Origin of the sequence: Anoxybacter fermentans (genome assembly GCF_003991135.1) — a bacterium.
Classification (GTDB): Bacteria; Bacillota; Halanaerobiia; order DY22613; family DY22613; genus Anoxybacter; species Anoxybacter fermentans.
The window spans coordinates 2,763,410-2,784,352 of sequence record NZ_CP016379.1; the positions used below are offsets into that span (position 1 = coordinate 2,763,410).

The 20,943-nt window shown below is 35.1% G+C and carries 18 protein-coding genes; 3 read left to right on the forward strand and 15 right to left on the reverse strand.

The window, feature by feature from the left end; all coding sequences use genetic code 11:
* Window positions 1–28 precede the first annotated feature (28 nt).
* Both BBF96_RS12535 and BBF96_RS12540 read left to right on the forward strand, forming a co-directional pair.
* Window positions 29–2,110: a hypothetical protein gene (locus BBF96_RS12535; protein WP_127017481.1), complete on the forward strand. Its 2,082-nt coding sequence runs from the start codon at window positions 29–31 to the stop codon at window positions 2,108–2,110.
* An 18-nt stretch (window positions 2,111–2,128) separates the two neighbouring features.
* Window positions 2,129–3,478, forward strand: a complete 1,350-nt coding sequence (locus BBF96_RS12540) for a DUF5723 family protein (protein ID WP_127017482.1) — start codon at window positions 2,129–2,131, stop codon at window positions 3,476–3,478.
* 345 nt (window positions 3,479–3,823) lie between these two features.
* Here the strand turns inward: BBF96_RS12540 and BBF96_RS12545 are convergent, their stop codons facing one another.
* From BBF96_RS12545 to BBF96_RS12600, 12 genes are all read right to left on the reverse strand, one after another.
* Window positions 3,824–4,822 (reverse strand): BMP family lipoprotein, encoded by a 999-nt coding sequence (locus tag BBF96_RS12545; protein WP_127017483.1) that lies wholly within the window; start codon window positions 4,820–4,822, stop codon window positions 3,824–3,826.
* Between the two features lie 705 nt (window positions 4,823–5,527).
* Window positions 5,528–6,637 (reverse strand): Ger(x)C family spore germination protein, encoded by a 1,110-nt coding sequence (locus BBF96_RS12550; RefSeq protein WP_127017484.1) that lies wholly within the window; start codon window positions 6,635–6,637, stop codon window positions 5,528–5,530.
* The gene (locus BBF96_RS12555) at window positions 6,624–7,736 is read right to left on the reverse strand and encodes a GerAB/ArcD/ProY family transporter (protein ID WP_127017485.1); all 1,113 of its coding nucleotides are present in this window, start codon (window positions 7,734–7,736) and stop codon (window positions 6,624–6,626) included. The genes BBF96_RS12550 and BBF96_RS12555 overlap by 14 nt, the downstream gene beginning before the upstream one ends.
* Window positions 7,729–9,318, reverse strand: coding sequence for a spore germination protein (locus BBF96_RS12560; RefSeq protein WP_127017486.1), 1,590 nt, complete (start codon window positions 9,316–9,318; stop codon window positions 7,729–7,731). Before BBF96_RS12560 ends, BBF96_RS12555 begins: the two co-directional genes overlap by 8 nt.
* A 425-nt stretch (window positions 9,319–9,743) precedes the next feature.
* Complete coding sequence (locus tag BBF96_RS12565; protein ID WP_164730809.1) at window positions 9,744–10,004, reverse strand: hypothetical protein; 261 nt, start codon at window positions 10,002–10,004, stop codon at window positions 9,744–9,746.
* Between the two features lie 74 nt (window positions 10,005–10,078).
* Window positions 10,079–10,462, reverse strand: coding sequence for a DUF7482 domain-containing protein (locus BBF96_RS12570; protein WP_127017488.1), 384 nt, complete (start codon window positions 10,460–10,462; stop codon window positions 10,079–10,081).
* A 100-nt stretch (window positions 10,463–10,562) separates the two neighbouring features.
* Complete coding sequence (locus BBF96_RS12575) at window positions 10,563–11,135, reverse strand: manganese catalase family protein (protein ID WP_127017489.1); 573 nt, start codon at window positions 11,133–11,135, stop codon at window positions 10,563–10,565.
* A 13-nt stretch (window positions 11,136–11,148) separates the two neighbouring features.
* Complete coding sequence (locus BBF96_RS12580) at window positions 11,149–11,748, reverse strand: spore coat protein CotJB (protein ID WP_127017490.1); 600 nt, start codon at window positions 11,746–11,748, stop codon at window positions 11,149–11,151.
* Window positions 11,749–11,773: 25 nt separating this feature from the next.
* On the reverse strand, window positions 11,774–11,956 hold the full coding sequence (locus BBF96_RS12585) for a spore coat associated protein CotJA (protein ID WP_127018262.1): 183 nt from the start codon (window positions 11,954–11,956) through the stop codon (window positions 11,774–11,776).
* Between the two features lie 614 nt (window positions 11,957–12,570).
* Window positions 12,571–13,965, reverse strand: a complete 1,395-nt coding sequence (locus BBF96_RS12590) for a carbon starvation CstA family protein (protein ID WP_127017491.1) — start codon at window positions 13,963–13,965, stop codon at window positions 12,571–12,573.
* A gap of 147 nt (window positions 13,966–14,112) precedes the next feature.
* Window positions 14,113–14,862 carry a LytR/AlgR family response regulator transcription factor gene (locus BBF96_RS12595; protein ID WP_127017492.1) on the reverse strand — a complete coding sequence of 250 codons (750 nt, stop codon included), beginning with the start codon at window positions 14,860–14,862 and terminating at the stop codon, window positions 14,113–14,115.
* 28 nt (window positions 14,863–14,890) lie between these two features.
* Window positions 14,891–16,588 carry a sensor histidine kinase gene (locus tag BBF96_RS12600; RefSeq protein ID WP_164731055.1) on the reverse strand — a complete coding sequence of 566 codons (1,698 nt, stop codon included), beginning with the start codon at window positions 16,586–16,588 and terminating at the stop codon, window positions 14,891–14,893.
* Between the two features lie 138 nt (window positions 16,589–16,726).
* Between BBF96_RS12600 and BBF96_RS12605 the strand changes: the two genes are divergently transcribed.
* Window positions 16,727–16,906, forward strand: coding sequence for a hypothetical protein (locus tag BBF96_RS12605; RefSeq protein WP_127017494.1), 180 nt, complete (start codon window positions 16,727–16,729; stop codon window positions 16,904–16,906).
* Here BBF96_RS12605 and BBF96_RS12610 read toward each other — a convergent pair whose 3' ends face one another.
* Genes BBF96_RS12610 through BBF96_RS12620 form a run of 3 tightly spaced genes read right to left on the reverse strand, consistent with a single transcriptional unit; the run spans window position 16,907 to window position 20,638 of the window.
* The gene (locus BBF96_RS12610) at window positions 16,907–17,995 is read right to left on the reverse strand and encodes a Ger(x)C family spore germination protein (RefSeq protein ID WP_127017495.1); all 1,089 of its coding nucleotides are present in this window, start codon (window positions 17,993–17,995) and stop codon (window positions 16,907–16,909) included.
* A gap of 5 nt (window positions 17,996–18,000) precedes the next feature.
* A complete protein-coding gene (locus BBF96_RS12615; RefSeq protein ID WP_164731056.1) occupies window positions 18,001–19,086 on the reverse strand; it encodes a GerAB/ArcD/ProY family transporter in 1,086 nt (361 codons plus the stop codon).
* The gene (locus tag BBF96_RS12620) at window positions 19,073–20,638 is read right to left on the reverse strand and encodes a spore germination protein (protein ID WP_127017497.1); all 1,566 of its coding nucleotides are present in this window, start codon (window positions 20,636–20,638) and stop codon (window positions 19,073–19,075) included. The genes BBF96_RS12615 and BBF96_RS12620 overlap by 14 nt, the downstream gene beginning before the upstream one ends.
* Between the last annotated feature and the right edge of the window lie 305 nt (window positions 20,639–20,943).

The window sequence follows — 20,943 nt, forward strand, 5'->3', positions numbered from 1 at the left end:
AGTCACTTTATTTTTATCAGGTTGTTCGATGCCAGCTTTTAAAGATTTTTCAGAAATTAAACCTCCATCCTGGAAAGTAAATGTAGCAGTACCTGTATATAAAGGAGAATCACTTTTAAAAAAAGCAATTGATGAAAGTAAGTTGTCAAACCCAGAAAAGGGTATCACTTTTGGAGTTGAAGGTGATACATACGTATATACTTATGAAAATAATATTAATCCTTACAGCCTTGAAGGAGCTTTAGGTGAGATAGATACTGCTTCCTTCAATTTTGAATATACAAAAGAATTGGGAGCACTTAAAGTCACTACTAATATTTTAGCAAACTACTTTAATAGTTATGGAGATACGTTAACCCAAGATACCCTGGTTATTCCATCATTTGAAAAAAACTGGACAACCAATACTGGATATATACCCCTTCCTTTTACCAGAGCTAGAATATCTAACTATTTTAATGAGTTAGATGAAAATGATAAAACAAATAAACTTATATTTACTTTGAAAACTACAGAACCCATTGATTATTTAAATATCAAAATTTTGGGAATAGTAGATGCTAACGGTAATCCCCTTACATGTCAATTTGGAAAAATTGGAGGGGATAACGATACAGTAGTACCCGAGGTAACATTAACAAAAACAATTTCTCTGGCCGGATCTGTGATAACAGAAAATATTGATTTAGACATTACATTAGGAGTTCATAGTTCAAAAGGTTCCATCAGTTTAGACATCGAATTACAGGAAATTGAAATTGTTGAACTTGAAGGTTTTCTTGGGGACGTTTCCCTTGATGAATCTACATTTCAAATTTCTGGACTTAATCCTTTAAGGGACAATAACCTGGGAATTGACAGTATCACATTTGAATCTGGAAAAATAGAGATCACTACAACCTATAGTGGTCCAGACAATAATTTTCCATTCCAGGTTACTATTCAAGAAATTAAACTAGGTAATAATCTCTTTCAGAACGATATCAATAACAATCTATATATCGACCTAACTAATATGACCCTGGATTTAAATGCTGATTTTTCAGGAACTATTACAATAAACCCTACATCTATCAATACCTATGATGTATGGGATGAAAACACTAACCAATTAATTCCTTATAAATATACCATTAAATTCTCCATGGCTAATGTTAAAGTAAAATCAATCACAGGGAATGTTGCAAAATTAACTGAACTTATATATGACCCTAATCCAGCCACTCCTGAATGGGACTTTTTAATTGAAGAAAGCAGTCCAGGTAAAGAAGAAATTCCTTATCCTGAAGAGTTAAAAGAATTTGAATTTGGACTCCCAGGTATATACATTGAATTGACTATTAATAATAATACAGACTTTGCAGGTGATCTAACTTTGACAGTTACACCTTATGCTGATGCAACAGGAACTCCTGCTACAGACAAAGATGGAAACGTGCTTCCAGAAGCTGTCATAAATATTCAGATACCAGCAAGAACAGGTAATGAGGGTTATATAGAAAAAATTAATACCGAACCCATTCTTGATATGTTTAATAATAGAGTGCCCTATATGTCCTTCTCTATTTCCGGTAATCTTTATATCGCAGGAGAAAAAGTAACTATTTCCACTGACGATTCTATAGCAGTATCCATGAAAGTATCTGTACCGATACTCTTAAAAATACCTGCAGGTGGTTCAATCTTTAATATTTTAAATAATGAAAAGATCACCCTATCAGCTGATGATATTAATACTATAGAACAAATAGCCGAATTCATTGAAGAAGCTTATATTCATATTCCTTACCAAAATGGAAGTACTCTTGGTTTTGGCCCAATCTTTACCTTCTCTGATGGTGTCAACAAAGTTACACTGAATGAAAAAAATACCGTCCTTTATCCTAAGGAGGATAATCAAGAATTTTATGAAGGTGAATTAATCTTTGGTATAAACAAAGAATTAATTGACATCATTAAAAATGAAAATGGATTCTATTTAACTGTTGATTTAAAAATTCCTAATGAGAGCGATAAAGAGCGGGAAATGAAATTAGAACCAGATGCCTTTATAAAGTATAATATCTATCTAACAGGCAAGATCAATGCCCATGTACCGGAAGATATTTAAAAAAGGAGTGACTTTTAAGTGAAAAGAGCATATCTCTTGCTTGGACTGTTGCTTTTAACAATGATATTTTCTGGAACTGTAAATGCTTCTGCAGATATAAAGGGAATGGGAAATGCCCCTGGCGCAGCAGCTATAGGTGATAATGCTATTGAATGGAATCCTGCTGCACTTAATGTAGAAAAAGGCATTTTTAAATTAGATCTGGCACTTCTAGATACTACCCTCTGGACCAACTCTTTTAGCATTATCGATATTCTTAATTATGGTGGACTTGTAGAAGGTAGTGATGCTAATTGGGATGAGGAAGAAATCGAAGAGATTCTAAATCTAATTCCCAAAACAGGGTTCAGTATCAATATGGATCATACTACCCGGCCAAAGCTGATCATTGGCCCTGTGGGATTTTCTACAGGTATTAATGTCCATGCCAGAGGTAGATTGGATAAAGACCTTTTTGAGCTATTTTTAAAGGGAAATACACCTTATGTTGATTTGAAAGGAACTAACGAACCAGAAAAGATTCTTGATCTTACAGATACCGAACTTGACTTTCTAGCTACCGCCGATATAGGCTTAGCATTTGGTATTCCACTTCATAAATTTAAGTTTATCAAAGATAAAATCAGTAAATATTTTGACACATTATATTTTGGTACTGGTTATCATTACGTAACAGGTTTCCATGCTAATATAACCCTTACTGATGAGACTAAATTTTATCTTGGTTATGATGATGAAGGAATCCCTACTATCCGTTTCGAGGATAACAAAACCTTTAAAGAGAAACTGGATGAATTAGAAGAAGGCGCTTTATATCCATTGATCGAAGCTATTTATCCCACTGACTTTTCACATATAGGAACTGGATCAGCCCTTGACTTTGGACTATTTGCTCAACGAGATAAACTCTCTTTTGGCGTAAGTTTAATGAACCTTGGCTCCATTACTATTAAAGATGGAGAAATAATGCAATACGGATTAATTAAAGACTCCGGAACTGAAGAAGGCTTTAGATTCTCAGAAGAACCTGTAATTACAAAATTAACTGAACCCCGCAAAGTTATGCTTCCTTCAAAGTTTAACTTAGGAGTATCTTATAAATTCAGACGCTGGCTTTTGTTGGGCGCTCAGTTTTCCAGTACTAAAGCCGGCGAGAATTTACGCTACAATGAAATTGGCGCAGGATTAGAATTTAATCCTCTAAGAATTCTCCCCCTTCGGCTTGGTATAATTAGATCTTTTGCTAAAAATAGTACTACTTATACCGGAGGTCTGGGAATACATTTAGGTCCTCTTAAGACTGATCTGGCAGCAACATTTGATTATAAAAGTATTTCTATGGGTGTCAATACTTCTATTGAATTTTAAAAGAACAAAATGCCCTTCGGGCACTGCACAAAGCTAATTTTTCGCTTCACAGTGAAATTTTTCGAACCATCTAAAGTTCGATCTCAATCGAAATAAGGCATACTAATCAACGGGCTCTCCTGGCCTTTGATTAGCTCATCACTTCCTGTGATGAGGCCTTATTTCTCCTTCGATCTCACTAAGATGGTTTAACGAAAAATTTCAACATCGCTCAAAATTAGCATTGTGCAGTTTGATTATAATGTTATCCACAAACTGCAAAAAAGTATAATTTCCTAAACATTTAAAAAATATCGACCCTTTTACAGGGTCGATATTTTTTAACTTTATAAATATTTTTTCATTTTAGTTGCCAAACATTTCTTTTAATTCTTCCCGGGTAGAAGGAACTTTTATTTCACCAGCGATAATTTGCATCTTATATCCTTCTACGATATCAAGAGTATCTTTATCAAACATTTTCTTTGCATGTTCACTATAACCTACACCATTTTCCGCTAAACCAAGAACAATGTGACCAGCTTTCCACTCACCTTTAATCAAAGCCTTAGATACGGTATAAACACCAACATCAACCCGCTTCAGCATACTGGTCAGTACGCTATCTGGTGCTAAGTGGAATTGAGGACTGTCAACGCCAATGGCAAAGTACTCAGGACCTTTTTCTTCAGCAGCCTTAATAACACCAATACCACAAGCACCGGAAGCGTGATAAATAATATCAGCACCCTGAGAATATTGGGTCAGAGCCAATTCCTTACCCTTGTTTGGATCATCAAACACACCAGTATAACCAACAATAACTTCTGCATCTGGATTTACTGTTTTTACACCAGCAATAAAGCCAGCCTCAAACTTGTGAATCAATGGGAAGTCCATACCACCAATAAAACCAACTTTATTGGTCTTTGTTTTCAGACCAGCTAAAACCCCTACCAGAAAAGAACCTTCATGTTCCTTAAATGTTACAGAAGCTACATTTGGAGCATCCACAACAGAGTCAATCAGACCAAATCTGGTATCAGGATATAATTCAGCAACTTCAGCCAGAGCATCTTGCATCAAAAAACCGATAGCCCAAACCAGGTCATATCCCTGCTCTGCAAGACTACTTAAGTTTACAACATAATCAGTCATCATAGCAGATTCAACAACAGTAACTTTTACTCCAAATTCTTCTTCTAGCCACTTCAAACCCCGATAAGCTGCATCATTAAAGGATTGGTCTCCCAGTCCGCCAACATCTGTAACCATACCAATTTTGATTTCATCTTTGGCCAAAACCATAACTGAAAGACTTAAAAGACAAACTACAGTTAACATAAGTACCAATAGTTTTTTCATAAAAAGCACCCTCCTGTCATTCATTTTTTTATAATTATTAATTCTACAATCCGCAGCAATTCTCCTGCTTCTAATTAAATAGGTATTATATTAATTTTTTGCTTTAATTAAAAATTATCTTCCTAATTCATTTTTCTGATTCACTAACCCTGTTACAATCAAAAAAATTATTCCCTTACTATAGCAGGAACCATATATTCCCGACCAACTACCTAAATCATTCCTGCTTTCTGGGAAAAAGCCCATCTTGAATGAAAGATTATCACAGAGCCATCGGTAAAGGAAGAATCTAGACTAATCTTCAAACGATAGTGAAATTTCAGTCGAACTTTAGACGGTTCGAAAAATTTCTTTATAAAGCGAAAAATTAGCTTTTTACAGTAAAATCATCCTATACATTTTATTAAATATCCTTTGAAATTACCCTAAAGGAAGCTATAAAATAATCTATAAATGATTATACTGCAAAAAGCTAATTTTGAGCGACATAGAAATTTTTCGCCAAATCATCTTAGCGAGATTTCCGACGAAATAAGGCTTCATTAAAGGATGTGATGAGCTAATCAAGGGCCAGGAGAGCCCTTTGATTAGGAAGCCTTATTTCAGCAGAAATCAAGCTTTAGATAATTCGAAAAATTTCTCAAGAAGCAAAAAATTAGCTTTTTGCAGTTTAACCATAAATCAAATATTGAAATAAAAATTCTTTTAACTTTCAATACCTATCCTCCTGATATTAACTTTAATCTTTACATGAACTACTGCCCGGGGAAATTCTTCTTCCCAGTTATGGGATTTCCAATAAGCAGGATAATATGCACGAAAATACTCACCAAAACCAAATACATCTGATTTAAACTCATGCTGAACTTTATCAATAGTTTTGGCGAATTCCCGCTCCAAACGTGCTTTTAATGCTCTTTCCGTCCTTTTGATGGTTTGAACATTGATAGCAGGAATAAGGGATGTCTGTTCAGTTAGATCTCCTTCTATTTCCAGGTTAAGATAAACATGAGGTATGTCATCTTTTACTTCTGTTTTTACATCAGTAAAAACATTACGAAAAGAAAAAGTAATTGACTCCTCATCCGGCCAGGTAGCCTGTCCGATAGTTATTGTACCATGCTTAGATTTTCCAATAATCATCTGATAAATCTGAACTTCTATATTATCAATAGTGCCTATAAACTTATCTTTTTTAAATATAGCAATACTAAAAGCGGTAATAGTCCTTTTATCTTTAGACATGCGTAAATAGGTTGTAACCGGTTCTTTTCCTTCACGGCTTAAAGCTTCAAAAAAATCACGGAAGGAAAAATCAAGGGCCCTGGAAAATTGACTATTGGTTTTGATCAAATTAACTACATAGTCAACTGGGAGAGGATTACTGGGATTTTTAAGTTTCCAGATATCAGCAGCCCTCCCCTCAACTACTGCAATTAAGGTCTTACGGTTAACTCTGGGATTTCGGCCTAAAGAATCCAGGTGCTTTTGAATCCCCTTTCTGGCAAAATCTTCACCTATTACTAGAATACGAAGATGACCAAACTCTATTGAACGATACAAATGAGCCTGAGCATTCATCCTGGCTTCTTCTACAGAATGGCCGGTAGATGCTACTACAGTAATAGGTTCTTTTGCTCCTTCAGCTGTAGAAGGCGAACTTAAATTCAGAGTCAAAAGATGAGGGTCATCTTTTGAAACATCCCAACTCATCCCCCATACCAGAAACTGCTCTTCAATCTCTTTTGCATCCCAACACCCTGAAAATAATAACAATACCATAATAAGTACAACCCATATTTTAATAGTTTTCATTATTATTCACCTTTCTTCGAATAATTGCTACTCCAAATACAATAGCAATAGCTGACCAGATAACACTATTTCCTATATATCCCATTAATTCTACATATTTAAATACTTCTCCCGCGTTTTGAGGAACTATCGTTAAAAAATAAATAGGTATAGCCAGAAATAGCCCGGTATTTTTATAACCCTCTATTTTTAATATTTGTTCGATAGAGAGATTGGCCATATAGTAAAATAAAGCAATAGAACTGAAGATAATAAAAATCAAAAAATACATCAGAAAAAACTCAACCCGTTCGATGACTGGAAAGGTAAGCATTTTAAAATATTGAAGCAATGGATAAAGAAAAAATCCAATCTCAATATGTCCAAAAACAGCAATATTACTAAAAACAACAAAGGTCTTTAGAAGTACAATTATAAGTACAGCAAAATTTGAAATCTTAACTATCTCTTTATGAGAAGTATCTTCTCGTACATAGGGATACAAAAACAATAGGCTTTCAAAACCAAGATAGGCATAATAACCGGGTAAAACTGCTTTTAAAATCAGCTTTAAACCCGCTCCTCCTACTGGCATTAGAAGCAGATCATCTCGATATAATATAAAAGGAACTAAAAATAAAGGAAGTACAGGCACAACAATCCACAGAATTGTCTGATGAAAACGCCCCAGAACTTTTATTCCATTTCGGGTTAAATAATATAGTAACCCCAGAGTAGAGATCATGATAATCTCTATTGGAGTTTTAGGCAAAAACCAGACCGACCCAAGATCGGCTAGAGTTCGAATCGCAATAGAAGAGTAAGCCAAATAGAAGAAAAAAATCATTAATCCAGGTATTTTACCCAAATATTTTCCCAAAACCAGTTCACTAATTTGAATAAAAGTTTTATCAGGGAAATATTTCATTAAAAATAATATTATATTTACAGTGATAAAGGACAATAATCCACCTAAAAGTGTAGAGATCCACCCATCCTGAAGAGCAATTTCTGTAACAAATCTGGTTAGATCAATTAAACCTGTTCCACCCACTCCGACAACTAAAATAGCAAATAACTGTTTAGTAGACAAAACCTTTCTACTCTTCCCTCTATTCATCTTCTCGATCCCCCTTCTGACCTGTCATTCTATCCACATCCTCCGGTTCCGGCGTAGATGAGCGAGTCTTCATCATCCAGAGAGGTAGTCGTAAGATGAGATCTTTAACATCATTCCATCTAAAAGGCGCAGCACCAGCCAGATAGGGTTCTCCAAACGACTCCAAAGTACAGAGATGAATCAAAAGCCAGATCCAAACCATAGCGATTCCAAATGCCCCAAAAGTTCCTGCCGCAAAAATCATGGGAAACCGCATAAAGCGGATGGAGTAAGAAGTACTAAATTGTGGAACTATATAAGCTGAAATAGAAGAAATAGCCACAATAATTATCAAAATAGGACTGGCAAGTTTGGCCTGAACTGCAGATTGTCCAATAACCAAAGCACCAACAATACCAATAATTTGACCGATACTACCAGGAAGTCGTATACTGGCCTCCCGTATTAATTCAATAATCGACTCCATAAAGATAGCTTCCATGATAGTAGGAAAAGGCACCCCTACCCTCGATTTGGCAACTGAAAGAATAATATCACTGGGTATAAGATATGGATGAAAGGCCACTAAAGCTACATAGAGAGAAGTTGCCGTCATAGCTGTTAAAAAACTAACTAAACGTACAATCCTTAGTGCACTTCCAAAGATGGCCCGTTCATAATAGTCTTCTGGGGATTGATAAAATTGGATAAAGACCCCCGGTACAATTGTAACCTGTGGGGTACCATCAACGATTATAGCCACTTTTCCCTCTAATAAGTTTCCTGCCACCCGGTCGGGACGTTCTGTAATTATAATCTGTGGGAATGGCGAATATATATTGTCTTCTATAAATTCTTCCAAATGACCGCTCTCAAAAACCCCATCTATATTAACAGTTTTAAGTCGTTTTTCTACCTCTTCTATCAATTCATCTTTGGCAATCCCCTGAATATACATAATAGCTACATCAGTATTGGTTTTCTTTCCTAGTTGAACCATCTTCAATTTCAGATTTGGATCCTTAATTCTCCGCCGTATTAAAGCAGTATTAAAACGTAAAGTTTCCACAAAACCTTCTCTAGAACCCCGGATAATACTTTCAGCTTCGGGTTCCTGTACATTCCTGGCCTCCCAGCCACGGCTATTAATAATTAAAGCTAAATCACATTTTTCCAATAAAAGAATGACTTCTCCAGATAAAACCCCATTAATCAATTTATACATATCACGTTCTTCTTTAACCTCACCTACAAAAAGGTCTAAATTTTTTAGACGTTTTAATCTTTCAATAGGAGTAAGTTCATCAGAATAATTTTCTTTTTTAATTTTCATAATGGAATGAAGGATATGATTGTTCAAGGTTACCCTATCTACCAATCCATCCAAATAAATGATCGTAGCAGCCACTGGTTTGTCCATATTAAGTTTAAGTTCGCGGAAGATAACATCAGAACAGTCCTGAAAAACTTTTTTCATCCGGCAGAGATTATCTTTATAATTTTCTGTAAGAAAACTTTCTCCTTCAACGATATATGTATCAGCAACAAGCCCTTTATCAGGCTGAAATCTCTTTTTGATCCTTCTTAAAAAATTCCTGAACATAACCCCACCTCCTACTTTTCAGCTTTCCCATTTTTGAGTCATACATAACCGGTAAAGATTACCTGTAATCTGGCAGGGGCTGAGTGGTTAAAACTAATTCCGTTTTACATTCTTCTTTGCTAAATCATATATAATTTTACTGCAAAAAGCTAATTTTTCGCTTCTTGAGAAATTTTTAGAATCATCTAAAGCTCGATTTCCGTCGAAATAAGGCTTCCTAATTAAAGGGCCATCCTGGCCCTTGATTAGCTCATCACATCCTTTAATGAGGCCTTATTTCGTCGGAAATCTCACTAAGATGATTTGGCAAAAAATTTCTATGTCGCTCAAAATTAGCTTTTTTGCAGTATAATCATGAATTTATTCTAAAAAAATCCTAAAGCGGTCAGGAAAAATTCCCGACCGCTTCTATTATATCATTCAACCTAATCATGTAAGTAATCTTCATCTTCTTTATAATCCATCATTGGAAACATCGGATACATCATTGGCATATGCCCCATCATATAAGGATGCATTGGATAATACATTGGGTAAGGTCTTGGATAATGATACATGTGGTACATAGGATACATATGTTTGCAATAATTAGGCATATGACAGTAATAAGGCATGTGATAATGATGAGCCATATGACCATAATAGGGCATATGACTATGATAAGACATATTGCCATAATAAGGCATATGGTAGTAATCATATTTATATTTTTGCATAAACATCATCCTTTCTGTATTTTAAATAATCTTTTTAAATAATCTTATAGAACCGGACAATTGATTATAATATCCGTTTTTTTAATTTTATAGTCGGATTCCATAATCTGTTTAACCGAACGAATAGATTGAGGAATAAAATTCTTTGGTACTATAACATATACAACTTTCCATAAGGGTGTATAATCTTCGTCTATTGGAACTACATCAATCACATTATCCTGCCCTTTAACTCTTATGGGATTTCCTTCATCATCAAAACCATATATAAATTGATAAATGTCTTTGACCAAATTTTTTTCTTCACTTAGAATTACTGGGCCAAGATTTAAATAATAAACTCTTTTGTAATTATACCAACCACCATTAAATTTCTGATTAAAAGGGTTATTATAAATAAGATATAGAGGATATCTCTTATACTTCATGAAGTCCCTCCTTTCTTAATAGTATTTACACATTACAATAATACTTATTTTATAGCCTTATCTGGCCATTAAAGACCCCTTAAAGAATACTGGCAAGAAATTAATAAAATCTTTTACTTTCCTGATATTCAAATACTTTCCTAAGAGTCTCACCAAAACGTTGGAAATGTACAATTTCTCTTTCACGGAGGAATTTGAGAGTATCCTTAACTCCCGGATCATCTGTCATTCTAATCAGATGTTCATAAGTAGCCCGGGCCTTCTGCTCAGCCGCCATATCCTCATGTAAGTCAGCAATAGGATCACCTTTAGCCTGAATATAGGCAGCTGTCCAGGCATTTCCGGATGCATCATGCGGAAAAAGAGCTTCCCCATGATTAACATAATGGGCTGCCAGTGGAGATTTTTTGATCTCCTCTTCACTCACACCACGTGTTAACTTAAAAATAAGGGTTGCAATAATTTCCCAGTGAGCAAATTCTTCCGTTCCAATATCAGTTAAGATCCCTTCTGCTTCCTTAATAGGCATATAATATCTCTGGTTCAGATACCGGACTCCAGCAGAGAGTTCTCCATCTGGCCCACCGTATTGCTCATATAAAATAAATGCCAATCGCAGGTCAGGACCATCAACATGAACCGGATATTGCAATTTCTTTTCATAAATCCACATATTCTTTCCCCCTTTAAAATTCTATTCTCCAGGGCCAGGGTTGATTCAACCAGGCCCACGGATAATCTGCCTGTGTAAAATGGGTAAGTGGTCCATATAATTCTTTAAGTTTCCTGACCAGCGGATATCTCATCCGGACATATCTATTATGCTGTATCAAAGCTCTTTGATCCATTGGATGAGTATCCAGATAAAGACTAAGCTCAAGTATAGTAAAATCAAGAGCCATCAGTTCTTTTAAGATATTTTTGGCTTCATCAGATAATTCGGGATATTCTTTATCCATTATATCCATGTAATTCTCATAATCTTCACATTCTTTCTCATGTTTATCTTTATAATACTCCTCAATACCTGCACACTCCTCATAATCACCCATTTCATGCTTTTCTTCATAATCATCATAATACATTTCAGGCATATGAGACATGTAAGGCATATGCATATACGGCATATAAGGCATTTTTTCCATCTCATACATTAACATGCACGGCATAGGCATGTGTGGCATATAATAGGGATATAATCCCATTTCCATATCATATTCTTCATTGTATATCTCTTTATCATGTTTGTAATCATCATAATGATCGTAGTTATGACCATTCCTCATATAGAAATCCTCCTTTCAGTATCTCTCAATCTTTACAGTGTTCCTCCATCATAGGGCACGGAGGATAGGGACGGTACAATTCTGGAAAGATGGTTCCACGTTTAAGACCATCTTCCGGACTATATTGCTGAGTGTACATTTGAATCGGTACATAAGCTCTGGCCAGTTCATATTCAGGACCCATCTTAGGGTAATCCATAGTCCCCATAATAGACAGTTTCTTTTGATGACGTTTACTCATACTATTGAAATACCTCCTTGTGGATATCATGGTAATAACATCATATTCTTTTATTCATAAAGAGGTTCATAAATAATAAAAAAAAGGGAAGGATTTAATTTAAAAATCCTTCCCTCAGGCTGTTGAAAAAGGGGAGGTGCACATAACTTGTTCCCACAGAGGAACACAAAAACTAAATATAATTTCTTCCGCTACCGGACGCTCCGCCATCCTGGCTGCGCGTCCTTAAAAGTCAAAGCTTCCACCCTACTGGATTTAAGCCTTGACTTATACGCTTCAGAAATTATATTTAGTTTTTCTGGCAGCGCACGGGCAAGTCTTTAAAAAAGAAAGGTTTGCCAACAAGCTCCCCTAAAAAATATGGTTTTACTGCAAAAAGCTAATTTTTCGAATCATCTAAAGCTCGATTTCCGCCGAAATAAGGCTTCCTAATCAAAGGGCCCTCCTGGCCTTTGATTAGTTCATCACATCCTTTAATGAGGCCTTATTTCGTCGGAAATCTCGCTAAGATGATTTAGCGAAAAATTTCTATGTCGCTCAAAATTAGCTTTTTGCAGTTTAATCATTTATTCAAAGAAGAATCATTGTAAAGATTTTTGTTTATAAAGAAAGCTTCCCAAAGCTATAAGAGCAGTCAATACTCCTATAGTTGTACCAAGACCTATACTTTGTTGGAATCCTTCAGGAGCAACGATAATATAACTTACAGATACAGCAGTCATAAAGGTAGCGGGTATTGTAGCAATCCAGTGGAAACGTCCATTTTTCAACAGATATGCTGCACCGGCCCAGAGAGCCATCATAGCCAGAGTTTGATTAGACCAAGCGAAATATCTCCAGATGATGGAAAAATCCATTTGAGATAGTGTGACTCCGATAGCAAACAATGGGAAAGCCAGCTTCAAACGGCTTGAAACAGAACGTTGACTCATTTTTAACATATCAGCTAACTGAAGCCGAGCACTTCTAAAAGCAGTATCACCTGAACTGATTGGCAGTGCAATTACACCCAGCATTGCCAATATACCACCTACAAGTCCCAGCATACTTCCGGTAATTTCATTAACTACACCAGCAGGACCTCCATTTGCTAAAGCTTCCTGTAAACCACCAGTACCACCAAAGAAGGTCATAGCTGCTGCAGCCCAGATCAAAGCTACAATACCTTCAGCAATCATTGCGCCATAGAAAATTCTTCTACCATATTTCTCATTGGTTGCACATCTGGCCATCATTGGGGACTGGGTAGCATGGAAACCGCTAATTGCACCGCAAGCAATAGTTACAAAAAGCATCGGCCAGATTGATAATCCTTTAGGATGCAGATTAGCAAAAACAAGTTCTGGAATATCAAAATCACCAAAGATTAATCCTCCACCTACACCTATAGCCATAATTATCAGAGAAGCTCCGAAAAGTGGATACAACCGACCAATAATTTTATCCACAGGAAGAATAGTAGCCAGAAAATAGTAGAAAATAATGATTACTAACCAGACATTGGTAGAGAGTGAAGTTAAATTAGCCAGCAACTTAGCAGGGCCAGTCATAAATACAGTACCAACTAAAATCAGCAAAATCAGTGAAAATATACGCATTACTTGACGTGCATTATTGCCCAGATAATCTCCAATAATCTCCGAAATAGTTGCACCTTTATGACGCATGGAAATCATACCAGACAGATAGTCATGAACGGCACCTGCAAAAATAGCTCCAAAGACAATCCATAGAAAAGCTACAGGTCCCCACAAAGCACCGGCAATGGCACCAAAAATGGGACCAAGACCAGCAATATTCAGGAATTGGATCAAGAAAATCTTATACCACGGCATTGGTACAAAGTCCACACCGTCTTCCAATTCCTTTGCAGGGGTAATTCTCTTCTCGTCAGCTCCAAAAACCCGTTCTACAACAGTACCATAAATAAAATAGCCCACAATGAGTAAGATAATAGCTCCAATGAAAGTGATCATTAATGTTACCTCCTTTAAAGTTTTTGGATCAAACGAAATCTTTTATTGAACAAATTCATTATAAAAGAAGGTATCACAGGTCACAATAAAAAAGGGCCAAAATGCAACTTATCCAATCCCAGTTGCAATATGGCCCTGTTAATTGTACTAGAGTTTAAAAATTTCGCAAAGTTCTTTAATATAGGTCCGGCTTACAGGAACCTCACTTTTAGTCGGATCATCCATAATCAAAAGATATTTTCCTTTAAACCAGGGAATTACTTCAGCCACCCGGTTTAAATTAACAAGAAAGCTTCTATGGCTGCGGAAAAAGCCATAATCTTTTAGGTTTCTCTCTAGTTCGGTAAGATTTGCATTTACAGTATAAGAACCCTTTTTGGTCTTTGCTACTACGCCTTCTTCGCCTGTAGAGAAATATAAAATTTCTTCAATAGGGAGCATTTTATACCTCCCTTTATAATTCACCGGAACTTTTTTCACACCCTGAAGAGGAGCTTCTGCTTGTCTTTTATTAAAGTTATTAACCAACCGCTCTATAGTAGTCTTAAGTCTTTCCTCTGAAATCGGCTTTAAAAGATAATCAAGAGCCTCTACCTCAAAAGCCTGAAGAGCAAACTCGTCATAAGCGGTAGTAAATACAATACTGGGCTGAATCAAATCACGCATTTTATAAAGCTTATTAGCAAGTTCTAGACCATCCATCACAGGCATCTCAATATCTATAAAAACCAGATCAGGCCTTTTTTCTAAAATCACTTCTAACCCTTGTTGACCATGTTCGGCAGTTCCTACTATCTCTATTTCAGGAAATTGTTCTAAAAGAAACATAAGTTCTTCCCTTGCAGGTTTCTCATCTTCAACAATGACAGTTCTAATTTTCATATCTTTACCTTTCATAACCTACTTTCCCTTCCTTGCAAACTCTTTAAGCTGTTCTTTCCAAATCCTTTTTCGGGATAACAAAAGAGAGCAAGGTCCCGACTCCGACCTGACTTTCCACTTTTATTCTTGATTTCTGGCCAAAAATATTAATCAAACGTTGATTAACATTGGAAAGACCAATACCCATATTATTGCCATGCCCTGGATTGAGTATCTTATCAATCTGTTCAGCTTCAATTCCCACTCCATTATCTTTAACTTTAATTTCTACTCCTGCATCTATTTCCCGGGCTTTAATCTCTATTTTTCCCGTTTCAGCCAATCTGGATACTCCATGCCGGATAGCATTTTCTACCAGAGGCTGAAGAGAAAGACGGGGAATTTTTATATCTAAAAGTTCTGATGGAACATCAATGATTAATTGAATTCTATCCCCAAAACGAGCTTTTTCAATGGACATATAATCCTGAACCAGTTTCAGTTCATCTTTCAATGTGCAGAGATAACCTTGACTTTGCAGAGTATAGCGAAAAACTTCTGAAAGCTTTAAAAGGAGTCTTCTAGCTATCATAGGTTGAGTACGGCAATATGATACAATTGTATTGATGGCATTAAAGAGAAAATGTGGATTAATCTGGTTCTGGAGTGCTTTCAATTCGGCCTGAATAGTCAGTTGAGCCTGTTCAGTAAGTCGGGCAATCTCCATTTGATTGGAGAGAAGGCTACTAATTCCACGAGCCAGTTCAATATCCGCTGCTGAAATAGTTTTCCCCTTAGTCCGATATAGTTTCAACACACCAGATATCTGATCCCGATTACGTAAAGGTACAACCACTGCTGAACTAAGAGGACATTTATCTTCATTACAACCAATCTCTTCTTTACTTAGAACAACCACCATCTCACCACCCTCTAAAGTACGTTTAGTAACCCGGGTCAAAACTTCACCATGTGGCAAATGGTGGTCTGAACCTTCACCTTTAAAAGCTAAAATTTGCTCATTATCTGTAATGGCTACAGCATCAACATCTGTTTCGTTATAGATAATTTCCACCACTCTAGCAGCCGATTCAAAGTCCAATCCCTTTCTTAAATATGGCAAAGTCTGATTGGCAATATTTAAAGCTTTCCTGGCTTGAAGAGCTTTAACATGATCTATCTCTTCCCGCGCATTTTCCAAAATATTAACAAAAATACCTACTCCCAACACATTACTTAATGTCATAGGGATGGTAATTATCTTCACCAGATCAATTGCTTGAGAGTAAGGACGACTGAGTAGTACAACAAGAGCCATTTCTATAAGCAGTGCCACACAGGTTACAGCCATAGCACCAAAAGTAGTAGGCTCTTTTTCTTTACGATACTTATGATATAATCCACCTATAAATCCGGAAGAAACAACTCCCACACCACAAGCAAAAGCAGTAAAACCTCCAAGTGTCCAACGATGAAAACCAGATACAATTCCAACTATAATTCCTACAATAGGACCACCGTAAATACCTCCAACTATGGCCCCAATTGAGCGAATATTAGCTAAAGCACCGAGAATATGAATACTTAAAAAAGTCCCAGCAATAGAGAGAGGAATACAAAATAGGATTAGATATATTTTTGAACTTCGGGTCTGGCGATTGATAATATGATCAAAGGTATAATTCCTGCTCAATATATAGGCAAAAGTAACAATAACACTCATGTTTTTTATTAGAGAAAAAAGAATATTATCTTTTATCATAATAATCACCCCTTTGTTATAGCTTATCATAAATACCTCATATTTGCAATCATAATCAATTTGAGAGAAAAAATCTTTATAGACCATAATAATTTACAGATTTAATGGCTACATTATGATAAAAAGGGGGGATTTACAGTGAATAAGATACTTCTCAGTATTCTAATCACAATTCTAATAGGTTTTGCTCTTTTATTTTATAACATATACTTCGACTGGAGTATTGGGATCTCCAAAACTTTTAATTTTTCAATTCTAATCATTACTTTTGGATTTTTTATTCTCATCCTTTATGGAATACTAAAATATCAGAATTGACTACGATGTAGTTTTAAACAAACGAATCCTGGATTCAACTTTAACCCGAAAAGTAATATTTTTAAATTCATCATACCAATCAATTTTAGCAAAATACTTTGGATATCTGGCTCTCATAATCTTTCCAATCCCAATGGGATCTACTTTAAATTCATGCTGTAATTTTTTGAGTAAAAGATAAGTCTGGTTTTCCAGATAATCATTTAATTTATTTTCTAATTCTGAGACTTTCTTCTTATCTTCTGAAATATTAATTGTAAAGGGTGCTTCTATAAGATCACAATTTATTTTAATCTTTATCGAAGTAGTTATTTTACCCTTCACCAACTTAGGTTTTATTTCTGTTTTTTCCAATCGAACAAAATACGAAACTTTATCATCAGGAAGAGTTATACAGCCTATCGAATTAACACTCTGAATCATTAATAATACCTGAGTTAAATTTTCATCTAATATACCGACCATTTTATCATTTCGAAAAAGTACAACACCCACCAGACTAAAATCTTTATCCCCACCCCGGATATAAGGCAAATAGGGATCAATTCCTTTTGTTAAAATCCTAACATAAAATTCAAATAAAGTCTGATCCGGAATCTGAAATGATACTGAACTATTATTGGTGATAATATCGCGTAATACCTTACCAAATTGATTATCTTTGCTAATTTCACTTTTGTAAAGATCATCTAACTTATTTTGAACCACCGCTAAAATTACAGTACCCGGGACAATAGGGTCACGCCAAAAATAATTTAGATATGGTTTTAAACCTCTTCTGGATAGATTTTCATCGAAAAAAAGTGCTGCAAGTTGAGCATGTACAATCTTCCCATTTACTCTTCTTTCAAAGTTATTAATTCCCTCCTGAACTGTACTTGCTAATGTTACAATTGAAATCCTTTTTAACTTTTCAGGACTAATAGAACTATATTCTATAAAAAATCTAAATTTATTAAGGTCATCAGGTAAACTGGTAAAACCATACGAAACGGGTAAAACCGAATTTTCAATTTCAACTAAATCCCAACACCCTGAAAGCAAAAGACATCCTAATATTATAATAATAAAAATTTTTCTCTTCATCATTATCACTAACCCTCCTGAAATCCTCTTATTCTAGCAATTATCAATAATATTAGTGGAATAAAAAATCCAAAAATGACCGAAAAAATTCCAGCATATTGGGATAATTCAAAAATTTCTATTAAGTTTTTCGGTATTTGGGTAATAACATATATAACCGGTATAAGAAACAGGTTTAATTTTCTCTTATCTTTAACCGGTATTTTCTGTTGCAAGCCAAAAACTAATAGATAATATAGACCAGAAACTGTAGTAAAAGCAAAAATGACCCATAATAAAACAAATGTAAATTCCAATCTACCTAAAAAGGGGACCCTAATTACTTTTGAAAGATTAATAGTAGGCCAAATAACTTCAGCAATAACATCTTCTCCATAGTATCCCAAATTTATAATTACAATATAGACATAAAGTAAAACAACCATTGCTACACTAAGATAGGCGAATTTCTGTATATTTTTTTTTTCTTTAACCAGTGGATACATAACTAAAAAGCTTTCCAGACCTGCCAGACTGAAAAGAGAAACCTGGGTACCCTTCAATAGTTTTGAAAATTCTATTTCAAAAAATAAATTATACCTATCAATTCTAAAAATAATAGGTAACAAAACTCCAAAACCCAGACTTAATAGAAAAAAAAGATGTTCAAAAACTCTACCAATGTTTTTTAACTGTTTTTCTGCTAGATAACCTACAACTACTAACATGCTAAAAAGTAAAACCGGAATTGGAGTCTTTGGGAGCAAAAAAGAATTTAATATAGCTGCAAACTGACTCAATATTAAACTAATGATAAATAAAAGATAAACAAAATATAGAAAGACAATTATTTTTCCCAAAATCTTACCAACAATAATTTCTACATAATTAAAAACCAGCTGATCTGGAAATATTCTGGCCAACTTACCCATAATATAAATAGCACCTATCCAGAATATTCCAGCCAAAAGAACAGTAATCCATCCTCCTCTCCCACCTTCAGTTACTATACTACGAGCAATACTTAAAAACCCCACTCCTACAGCGATATGAATCAAAATAAATGTCATCTGACGGCCTGTAATAAGATTTTCTCTTATATCAATTTCCTTCATCTTTCTCACCTCCATATTTAAATCTATCATTATCATGATGCGGTATAGATCTGGGTCTTTTTCTCAGATATTGATAAGGTGCTCTAATCAAAACATCTTTAAGATCCTTAAAATTTAACGGTGCTAAGGGAGTAAAATAGGGTACATCAAAAGATTCCAGGCTGGTTAAGTGAATTATAATAAACAAATAGCCCAGAATAACACCATATAGGCTAAGAATTGAAGCCAATATCATCATAAAAAATCGAAATAAACGTAAAGGTACGCCTATAGAACTGATAGGTACAGTAAAGGAAGCTATAGCTGTAACGGCTACCACAATTACCATAGGGGCGCTGACAAGATTTGCCCTGACTGCTGCTTCACCGATAACCAACCCGCCGACAATACTTATAGTCTGTCCGATTGGCCCTGGAAGTCTCGCTCCTGCTTCTCGAATTACCTCCAAAAGCCCCTCCATCAAAAATGCTTCAATAAAAGAGGGAAAAGGAACCTTACTTCTGGCAATAGCAAGAGGTATAATCAGGTCAATTGGTAAAAGCTCAGGATGAAATGTTACCAGAGAAATATAAATGGCCGGTAAAAATATTGCAAATATAGCTGATAATATTCTTATAAAACGTACAAAAGTGGCAACAAAGGGTTTATCATAATAATCTTCAGGAGATTGAAAAAAGTGCATCAACAATGCAGGAACCAGATAAACATAAGGAGTATGTTCCAACATCAATGCAATCTGTCCCTCCATTAAACCAGCTGAAATCTTATCCGGTCTCTCTGTCTTTAATAACTGGGGGAATGGTGTTAAATGATTATCTGAAATAAAATCTTCTAAAATTCCTATATCCAATACCAGATCAATATCAATCTGATCTAGCCTTTCTTCCACTTTATACAACAATTCTTGATTGATAATATCATCTATATAGAGAAGGGCCAGTTTAGCTTTTCCGCGCCTACCAATTGTTTTATATTTAACTTTTAAATGGGGATCACGAATCCTTTTGCGAATCATTGAGATATTGGTCTGAAGATTTTCTACAAATGCCTCCTGGGGGCCATAAGTTGTGATTTCATTAGTTGCAGGAGCGACACTTCTTTCTTGCCATCCTTTGATATCTAAAATAAAAGCTCTGGGTACTTTCTCTACCAGTAAAACTCCATTACCTTCCAAAATACTATCCATAATCTTTTTAAAGGAATCTGTCTCATCTACTATACTGATAGATAAGAATTTGGATGCTAGATCTTTAAGTATAACCTGATCAATCTTTTCTTCACAATAATCACCATCCATAAACATTAAAGGACGTAAAATACTTTCATTAATTAATTCCTTTTCCACCAGTGGTTCTACAAAAATGAGCGTGGCCCTATTTTCTTTGATAAAAAACTCCCGGAATTTTATATCCTGTGAACCATCAAAAATCTTTTTTAGTTTCTTAATGTTTTTATAATAATCGCTACTAAATTTTTTCTCAATAATTTCTTTCCTGATCGATTTGCTAGATTGGTTATTTTTTTTGAATAAATTTTTTAATTTATCCCACATAATCTATCCCTTCTCTAGTTATTTTTTTGATGTCTAAAATTATTCTAACCGTAAATATGTTAGATTATAATATGATTATACTGCAAAAAGCTAATTTTGAGTGACATAGAAATTTTTCGCCAAATCATCTTAACGAGATTTCCGACGAAATAAAGCCTCATCACAGGAGGTGATGAGCTAGTTCTAAGGGCCAGAAGGACCCTTTGATTAAGAAGCCTTATTTCGGCGAAAATCGAGCTTTAGATAATTCGAAAAATTTCTCAAGAAGCGAAAAATTAGCTTTTTGCAGTTTGATCAGTTATTAT

What these genes read in the sequence shown, in the direction of transcription:
- BBF96_RS12535 (WP_127017481.1), top strand. Translation starts at nt 29, where the DNA reads ATGCCAGCTTTTAAAGATTTTTCAGAAATTAAACCTCCATCCTGGAAA.
- BBF96_RS12545 (WP_127017483.1), bottom strand. Translation starts at nt 4,822, where the DNA reads ATGAAAAAACTATTGGTACTTATGTTAACTGTAGTTTGTCTTTTAAGT.
- BBF96_RS12550 (WP_127017484.1), bottom strand. Translation starts at nt 6,637, where the DNA reads ATGAAAACTATTAAAATATGGGTTGTACTTATTATGGTATTGTTATTA.
- BBF96_RS12555 (WP_127017485.1), bottom strand. Translation starts at nt 7,736, where the DNA reads ATGAATAGAGGGAAGAGTAGAAAGGTTTTGTCTACTAAACAGTTATTT.
- BBF96_RS12560 (WP_127017486.1), bottom strand. Translation starts at nt 9,318, where the DNA reads ATGTTCAGGAATTTTTTAAGAAGGATCAAAAAGAGATTTCAGCCTGAT.
- BBF96_RS12565 (WP_164730809.1), bottom strand. Translation starts at nt 10,004, where the DNA reads ATGCCTTATTATGGCAATATGTCTTATCATAGTCATATGCCCTATTAT.
- BBF96_RS12570 (WP_127017488.1), bottom strand. Translation starts at nt 10,462, where the DNA reads ATGAAGTATAAGAGATATCCTCTATATCTTATTTATAATAACCCTTTT.
- BBF96_RS12575 (WP_127017489.1), bottom strand. Translation starts at nt 11,135, where the DNA reads ATGTGGATTTATGAAAAGAAATTGCAATATCCGGTTCATGTTGATGGT.
- BBF96_RS12580 (WP_127017490.1), bottom strand. Translation starts at nt 11,748, where the DNA reads ATGAGGAATGGTCATAACTACGATCATTATGATGATTACAAACATGAT.
- BBF96_RS12585 (WP_127018262.1), bottom strand. Translation starts at nt 11,956, where the DNA reads ATGGGGACTATGGATTACCCTAAGATGGGTCCTGAATATGAACTGGCC.
- BBF96_RS12590 (WP_127017491.1), bottom strand. Translation starts at nt 13,965, where the DNA reads ATGATCACTTTCATTGGAGCTATTATCTTACTCATTGTGGGCTATTTT.
- BBF96_RS12595 (WP_127017492.1), bottom strand. Translation starts at nt 14,862, where the DNA reads ATGAAAGGTAAAGATATGAAAATTAGAACTGTCATTGTTGAAGATGAG.
- BBF96_RS12600 (WP_164731055.1), bottom strand. Translation starts at nt 16,588, where the DNA reads ATGATAAAAGATAATATTCTTTTTTCTCTAATAAAAAACATGAGTGTT.
- BBF96_RS12610 (WP_127017495.1), bottom strand. Translation starts at nt 17,995, where the DNA reads ATGATGAAGAGAAAAATTTTTATTATTATAATATTAGGATGTCTTTTG.
- BBF96_RS12615 (WP_164731056.1), bottom strand. Translation starts at nt 19,086, where the DNA reads ATGAAGGAAATTGATATAAGAGAAAATCTTATTACAGGCCGTCAGATG.
- BBF96_RS12620 (WP_127017497.1), bottom strand. Translation starts at nt 20,638, where the DNA reads ATGTGGGATAAATTAAAAAATTTATTCAAAAAAAATAACCAATCTAGC.